Annotated in this window: 8 protein-coding genes; 5 read left to right on the forward strand and 3 right to left on the reverse strand. The window is 67.9% G+C overall.

What is annotated here, in order from left to right:
* Positions 1–68: 68 nt before the first annotated feature.
* The 5 genes from KF783_RS15525 (at position 69) to KF783_RS15545 (ending at position 2905) form a co-directional block, all read left to right on the forward strand.
* Positions 69–407 carry a DNA primase gene (locus tag KF783_RS15525; protein ID WP_294080967.1) on the forward strand — a complete coding sequence of 113 codons (339 nt, stop codon included), beginning with the start codon at positions 69–71 and terminating at the stop codon, positions 405–407.
* A gap of 135 nt (positions 408–542) precedes the next feature.
* Positions 543–974 carry a biopolymer transporter ExbD gene (locus tag KF783_RS15530; protein ID WP_294080969.1) on the forward strand — a complete coding sequence of 144 codons (432 nt, stop codon included), beginning with the start codon at positions 543–545 and terminating at the stop codon, positions 972–974.
* Positions 975–1034: 60 nt separating this feature from the next.
* Positions 1035–1991, forward strand: a complete 957-nt coding sequence (locus KF783_RS15535) for an MliC family protein (protein ID WP_294080971.1) — start codon at positions 1035–1037, stop codon at positions 1989–1991.
* A gap of 12 nt (positions 1992–2003) precedes the next feature.
* Positions 2004–2408, forward strand: a complete 405-nt coding sequence (locus KF783_RS15540; protein WP_294080972.1) for an acyl-CoA thioesterase — start codon at positions 2004–2006, stop codon at positions 2406–2408.
* Positions 2405–2905 (forward strand): protein tyrosine phosphatase family protein, encoded by a 501-nt coding sequence (locus tag KF783_RS15545; protein WP_294080975.1) that lies wholly within the window; start codon positions 2405–2407, stop codon positions 2903–2905. Before KF783_RS15540 ends, KF783_RS15545 begins: the two co-directional genes overlap by 4 nt.
* On the opposite strand, the gene ppc is transcribed toward KF783_RS15545, so the two are convergent.
* The 3 genes from ppc to KF783_RS15560 all read right to left on the reverse strand — a co-directional run.
* Positions 2889–5561 (reverse strand): phosphoenolpyruvate carboxylase, encoded by a 2673-nt coding sequence (gene ppc / locus KF783_RS15550; RefSeq protein WP_294080977.1) that lies wholly within the window; start codon positions 5559–5561, stop codon positions 2889–2891. The two genes, KF783_RS15545 and ppc, sit on opposite strands and share 17 nt — an antisense overlap.
* A 127-nt stretch (positions 5562–5688) precedes the next feature.
* Positions 5689–6129 carry a septal ring lytic transglycosylase RlpA family protein gene (locus KF783_RS15555; RefSeq protein ID WP_294080979.1) on the reverse strand — a complete coding sequence of 147 codons (441 nt, stop codon included), beginning with the start codon at positions 6127–6129 and terminating at the stop codon, positions 5689–5691.
* A 104-nt stretch (positions 6130–6233) separates the two neighbouring features.
* A partial coding sequence (locus tag KF783_RS15560; protein WP_294080981.1) for a toprim domain-containing protein occupies positions 6234–7448 on the reverse strand: 1215 nt, incomplete at its 5' end.

Raw genomic sequence — 7448 nt, forward strand, 5'->3', positions numbered from 1 at the left:
TCGTCGCAAGGTTCAGGAACCCGTGCGCCCCGTCCGCCGTTCGCGCTTCATCACAGATGGAGGTTGCGATGGGTGGTCATCAGGTACCGGGCCGTGGATCGGGCGACGACGGCTATGATGAGGACGGGTTCGACGAGAGCCAGCGCGCCGAAATCCTGGAGGCGACACGCGACGGACCGAATAACGGCACGATGCTGACCGACCTCAACCCCGACCTTGGCGAGGAGATCGACGAGACCGAGGAGGATGACGAGCTGTTGATGGTCGCCGACGAGGTGGGCGAGGAGAGCGATGTCCGCGCCGATGCCGGCGACGACGCGGAGGATGATGCGCAACAGGCGTTCGATGCCGGTACGGCGCCTGACGCAATGCTGAGCGATGACGAGGCGGTCGCGCTGAAGCCCTGATCGACCCTTCGCCGCCGGCCCGCCGATCCATGTGCGGTGGGGCCGGATCGGCGATGGCGCCGGAAACAGCGATGTCCAGCGAAGCGATCGATCATCCGACACTTGCATCCCGGGGCAGGTATATCATGATGTAACATGACAACAACCATGGAGGTGGAGATGCCCGGTGCCGTCGCCGTGAAAGAAGCCGAACCGCTGGCCGCGATCAACATCACGCCGCTGATCGACGTGATGCTGGTGCTGTTGATCATGATGATCCTGACCATTCCGATCGCGACCCACAAATTGCCGATCGATCTGCCCAATGGTCAGCCCGCGCCCTTGACGGGAGCGATGCCCCACCGGCTGGATATCGCCCGGAACGGGGCGCTGGCATGGGACGGACGCGCGATCACCGATCGCGAATTGCCGACACTGCTGGCGGCGAGCGTGCGGGACAGCGCGGTGCTGCACCTGAAGACCGATCCGGCGGCGAGCTATCGCCGGTTCAACGCGGTGCTGGCCGTGGTGAAACGCGCGGGGGTGACGCGGTTGGGCTTCATCGGCAATGAACGCATGCGGATGTGACCGGAACGGGCCGGGTGGCGCGGGCGTTAGACGACTTTCCCCCGACCGACGAGGTTCCTCATGCGCCGCGCTTTCCTGTTCCTGCCCCTCCCGCTGCTGATCGCCGGCTGCGGTGGAGGCGGAGGTCCAGCCGGCAATGCGATGGGGGCGGCGACGAACGATGTCGCGACCGCCGCCTCCGATGTCGGCAATTCCGCGCCGGGTGCCACCGGCGGCGACGCATCGGGGGAGGGCGCGGTGGCGGCAACGCCCGCGCCGACGCCTGCCCCTGCGTCCGGCCCCGCAACCCCGGCCGCTCCAGGCACGCCGGGAGGATTGGACGATGATCGCACGCCGATCGGCGAATCGCCGCAGCCCGAAACCAGCGCCCAGGGCGCGGCGACCGTTGTCGAACGCTATTACGCGCTGATCGAGGCGGGGCGTTATCGCCAAGCCTATGATCTGTGGGAGCCCGGACGCGCGGGGATGACCGCCGCCCAGTTCGCGCGCAGCTTTGACCGCTATGCCGAATATCATGCCCAGGTGGGTGCGCCGGGCCGGATCGAGGGCGCGGCAGGAAGCCGCTATGTGCAGGTGCCGGTCCAGCCCTATGGCCGGCTGAAGGAGGGCAACCGCCCCTTCAACATGCGCGGCAGCATGACGCTGCGCCGCGTCGCCGAAGTGCCGGGATCGACCGCGGCGCAGCGCCGCTGGCACATCACCGATACCAGCATCAAGCCGCGTCCGGGCGAACCGGCCCCGCAACCCACTCCCTCTCCACGCGCGACCGAGGACAACCGGTCGGTCGCCACCTATCGCTGCGACGGCGGCGTCCGCCTGACCGCGCGGTTCGATTCGGATCGAGGGCGCGTCACCGTGCTGCGCGACGGCCAGCGGCTCGCGCGGTTGCGGCAACGGCCCGCCGGCTCGGGCATCCTTTACGAAGGCGGCGGCTATGAACTGCGGGCCAAGGGGACGGCGATGACCTTTACCCAGCCGGACGCGCAACCGCTTTCCTGTCGCGCGCAGGTGCCGTAAACGTCAGGCGCCATGGCGCGCTTCACCCGGACCATCACCGCCTCGCCCGGCGATATTGACGAGCTGGGCCATGTCAACAATGCCGTCTGGGTCCGCTGGATCCAGGATGTGGCGGTCGCGCACTGGAATGCGGTTGCGCCCGCCGCGCATCGCGACGCCTATATCTGGGTCGTGACCCGGCATGAGATCGATTATCGCGGCAATGTGCGGGCGGGGGAGACGGTGATCGCCGAAACCTGGGTCCCGGAAGCGCCGCGTGGGGCGCGGTTCGATCGACATATGCGCTTCACCGGTGCCGATGGCCGGGTGAAGGTGGAAGCGGTATCGACCTGGGCATTGATTGACCGGGCGAGCGGACGGTTGCTGCGCGTGCGGCCCGAAATCGCCGCGCCGTTCCTGGTGGATGACGACCGGTGAACGATCCGCGCATCCTCAACTGGCGGCGGATCGATGCGCGGCTGACGACATCGGGTCAGCCCGATGTCGCGGCACTGGCCGCGCTGCGCGATCTGGGCGTGCGGCACATCATCAATCTCGGCCCGCACACGCATGAGCGGGCGCTGGCGGACGAGCGGGGAATCGTCGCCGGTCTGGGGATGGGCTACATCAATATCCCGGTGCCGTTCGATGCACCGGAAGAGACGCACTACGCCGAATTCTGCGCGGCGATGGACGCCCATGGCGCGGTGCAGGTCCACGTCCATTGCATCGTCAATGCCCGGGTGACGGCATTCCTGACCCGCTATCGCCGCGATCGGCTGGGCATGGCGGACGATATCGCGCGCGCCCCGATGGACAGCGTGTGGCGGCCGGGCGGGGTCTGGGCGCGCTTCGTCGGCGATACCCACAATATCGCCGCGCCGCACCGCTATGCCGGGCGCGACTATCCCGTGCCGGTCACCCCGAATTCCTGAGCGCGGTCGCGATCGCGTTGATCGACAGCAGGATGCCCTGTTCGATCTGGGGATCGGTCTCGCCCGCGCGGTGGCGCTTGAGCAACTCCACCTGCAACAGGTTGAGCGGTTCGATATAGGGGAGGCGCAGGCGGATCGAGGTTTCGAGCGCCGGATGCTTTTCGAGCAGGCGCGTCTGGCGCGTCACTTCCAGCAACTGGTCGTGCGTCGTCTGCCACCCGCTGCGGATCGTGCCAAAGATGCGCATCGACAGGTCCTGGTCCTCGACCAGTGCGGCATAGCGTTCGGCGATCCCCATGTCCGATTTCGCGAGCACCATTTCCATATTCGCGAGCGCGGAGGCGAATAGCGGCCAGCCCGCCGCCATCTCGCGCAGCAGGCCGCGGTCGGGAAAGGCGGCCAGCGCCTGGCCGACACCGTACCAGCCGGGCAGCATGACCCGCGCCTGGCTCCAGCTGAAGACCCAGGGAATGGCGCGCAGATCCTCGATCGCGTCGGATTTCTTGCGGCTCGCCGGGCGGCTGCCGATCTTCAACCCGGCGATTTCGGCGATCGGGGTCATCTGGCGGAAGAAGGTGGTGAAGCCTGTCGTGCCATAGACCAGTTCGCGATAGGCGCCGAATGCGGTGCCGGACAGCTGTTCCATCGCCGCTTCGAACCGCGCCGCATCCGCCGTCGACAGCCGCTGCGGCTCCAGGCTGGCGAGCAGCGTGGCCGACGCCATCGCCTCCAAATTGGTCTGCGCGCTTTCGCGGGTGCCGTATTTGGCGGCGATCACCTCGCCCTGTTCGGTGATGCGGATGCGCCCCTGCACCGTGCCGGGCGGCTGTGCCTGGATCGCCGAATAGGACGAGCCGCCGCCCCGGCCGACCGCGCCGCCCCGACCATGGAACAGCTGCATCGCGATTCCCGCATCGGCAAAGACCGGCTTCAGCGCCGTCGATCCCTTGGACAGGCCCCAGGTGGAGGTGAGGTAGCCACCGTCCTTGTTCGAATCGGAATAGCCGATCATCACTTCCTGATAGCCGCGTGCGGTGGCGATCGCGGCGATTTCGGGTAGTGCGAACCACGCGCGCATGACGTCCGGGCCGGCGTCGAGATCGCCGATCGTCTCGAACAGCGGCACCGCCATGATGTGGGCCTGGGGCGGATCGCCGGGGATGTACAGCCCGGCTTCCTTGAGCAGGATATGCACTTCGAGCAGGTCGGACACCGACTGCGCCATCGACACGATATACTGGTTGATCGCCGCCCGGCCGTATCGGGCATGCGCCTCCGCCGCCGCCTGGACGATGGCAAGTTCGGACGCGGTTTCCTCGCTATAGCTGGCGTGGCGGCTGGTCAGCGGACGCGGGCTGGCGAGTTCGCGGCGCAGCAGCGCGATCCGCGCCGCCTCGTCCAGGGCGGCATAATCCGGCTCGACCCCGGCGACCCGCAACAGCTCGCCGACGACGCGTTCGTGAACGGCGCTGTTCTGTCGCATGTCGAGCGTGGCGAGGTGAAAGCCGAAGATATCGACCGAACGGATCAGCCGGCCGAGCGCGCCGCTCGACGCCAGCGTCTCGCCGCCGTGCGACGCAAGACCGCGCGCGATCGCGGCCAGATCGGCCCGAAATGCGGCCGGATCGGCATAGCGTTCGCCGTGCAGCGCGCCGGGGCGCGGTGCGGTCCTGCCGGTGAGATCGGTATAGGTCGCGGCGAGGCGGGCATAGATGCCGGAGAGCGCGCGGCGATAGGGTTCGTCGCTGCGGCTGGCGGCGTCGTCGCCGCTGGCGTCGGCGAGCGCAGCGACCTCCGCGTCGATCGTCGCGTGATGGCTGGAAATCGACAGTTCGGCGCCAAGCGCGTGGACGGCGTCGAGATAATAGGCCAGCACGGCCTCTGCCGAGCGCGAGAGGGTGAGCCGCAGCGAGTCGGCGGTGACGAACGGATTGCCGTCGCGGTCTCCGCCGATCCAGTTTCCGGGGCGCAGGAATGGCGGCACGCGGCTGCCCAGCGCCCGGTCCCAGCGCGCATAAAGGCCGGGCAGGGTGGGAAGGAACACGTCGCGCAGATAGGACAGCGCGTTTTCCACCTCATCGGCGACATAGAGCCGTTCGAAGCGCAGTACGCGCGTCTGCCACAGCAGCGCGACCTGACGCACGATCGCCTCTTCGACCAGGTCGCCGTCGGGCGTCTCGCGCACGCCCTCGTCGCGCAGCCGCATCAGCCGGGCGATGGCATTGCGATGGTCCAGCATCGATTTGCGACGGACCTCGGTCGGGTGGGCGGTGAGCACCGGGGCGACCAGCGCATGGTCCAGCAATTCGGCGATCTTTTCCGGGCCGATGCCGTCCTTTTTCAGCCGGGCGATCGCGTGTTCGACATCCGCCCCCGGCTCGGAGGCGACACCCTGCCGGTCCTCGGCAAGGTTGGCGAGCATCGAAAACAGCATGAAGCTGCGGACGAAATCGAGCGTTTCGTCGAGGCTGAGGCGGTCAAGGCCGGGGTCGATCGTGTCGGCGCCGGCGACACCGCGATGGCGATCGACCGATGCGGAGCGGATATATTCGATTCTGCGGAACAGCGCCTCGCCGCCATAGGCGCGAATGACGTCGCCCAGCACGCGGCCGAGGAACCGGATGTCGGGATTGTTGGTGATCGGGGTGCTGGCCATGTCGGCCGTGCTGCACTGCGTCATGGGGTGCGTCAACCGGTTGGTGTCCGATGATACGGGCGTCGGTTCCTTCTACGTATGCGGTCGGCGACGGTTCCGCGAGCAGCGATCGTGACGGGCGCGCGGATCAGCGCCCGTTGTCGGCGATCTGAACCGCGGCGGGCGCGGTATCGCCATCGGTCAACACCGTGATCTGCACCATCGCGCTGCCGCGCCGGATCATGCCCAGTTCGCGCGCGGCGGCCTGTGACAGGTCGATCAGGCGCGACTTGTGGAACGGGCCGCGATCGTTGATCCGGACGATCACGCTGCGCCCGGAGGTCGGATCGGTGACGCGCACCCGGGTGCCGAACGGCAGGGTGCGATGCGCGGCGGTCATCTCTTCGGGGTCGAAGCGCTCGCCGCTCGCGGTGCGGTTGCCTGCCAGTTCGCGGCCGTAATAGCTCGCCATTCCGCCCGCGATTTCGGTTTCGATATCGGCTTCGCCCTGCGTCGCCGCGACGCTTTCGTCCTCGAAATCCGCATCCTGCGCCGCGGCCGAAACCGTGAGCAGAAGCGGTATCAGCATGGCTGAAAAAGCCCGCATGACACATCCCCTTTGGTGGACGCGCCAAGAGCAGCACCTGCCCGCCAAGGCAAGCCGCCGCGCGTCGGGCTGACGGAAATCTGCGGTCAGACGTCGAGATTGGCGACCGAAAGCGCGTTGGTCTGAATGAAATCGCGCCGCGGTTCGACCTCGTCGCCCATCAGCCGCTCGAAGATCTCGTGCGCGACGTCGGCCTGTTCGGCCTCGACGCGCAGCAGCGAGCGGTTGGCGGGATCGAGCGTGGTTTCCCAGAGCTGTTCGGCGTTCATCTCGCCCAGCCCCTTGTAGCGGCTGATCGCCAGCCCCTTGCGGCTGTGCGCGAAGATCGCGTCGAGCAGTTCGGACGGGCGCGTGACCGGATTGGCCTTGGCGCTCGCCGCGGGCGTCTCGGCGTCGTCCTCGCCGTCGCTTTCGCTTTCGACCGCGGCGACCGCGGTCCCCGCCTTCACCAGCCGGCCGGGGCGGCCATAGGTTTCGGCCTGCTCGCCCGCCAGCTTGTGCAGGCGGCGCGCCTCCTGGCTCGCGAGGAAGCCCGCGTCGACGACATGATGGTCGCTGACCCCGCGCCAGCGGCGCTCGAGCGTATAGCCGCCGCCCTCGACCGCGGTGACGGTCCACACCGCCTCGGCCCCGCCGGTCAGCGCGCGCTCGGCGGCGCCCAGCCAGTCGGCGCTCGTCGCGGCGGCGCTGTGGCGGCCCGCGGTGTCGAGATCGGGGTCGAGCGCGCCGGTGAAGGCGAGCGCCTCGACGAGCGCATGGTCGAGATTGCGCGGCACATAGCGCATCAGCGCGCGCAGCCGGCGGCCATGGTCGATCAGCGAGCGCAGATCCTGCCCCGACCGTGCGCCGCCCGCCGTCTCGAAGACCAGCGCGTCGATTCCCGCGTCGACGAGATAATTTTCGAGCGCGGCGTCGTCCTTCAGATAGACCTCGCTCCGCCCCTTGGCGACCTTGTAGAGCGGCGGCTGGGCGATGTAGAGATGCCCGGCCTCGATGATTTCGGGCATCTGGCGATAGAAGAAGGTCAAGAGCAGCGTGCGGATATGCGCGCCGTCGACGTCGGCGTCGGTCATGATCACGATCTTGTGATAGCGCAATTTTTCGAGGTTGAATTCGTCGCGGATGCCGGTGCCGAGCGCCTGGATCAGCGTCCCCACTTCCTTGGACGAGATGATGCGGTCGAAGCGCGCGCGCTCGACGTTCAATATCTTGCCCTTCAGCGGCAATATCGCCTGCACGTGCCGGTCGCGGCCCTGCTTCGCGGAGCCGCCCGCGGAGTCACCCTCGACGAGGAAGAGTTC

The organism is Sphingomonas sp. (genome assembly GCF_019635455.1).
Taxonomy (GTDB): Bacteria; Pseudomonadota; Alphaproteobacteria; order Sphingomonadales; family Sphingomonadaceae; genus Sphingomonas.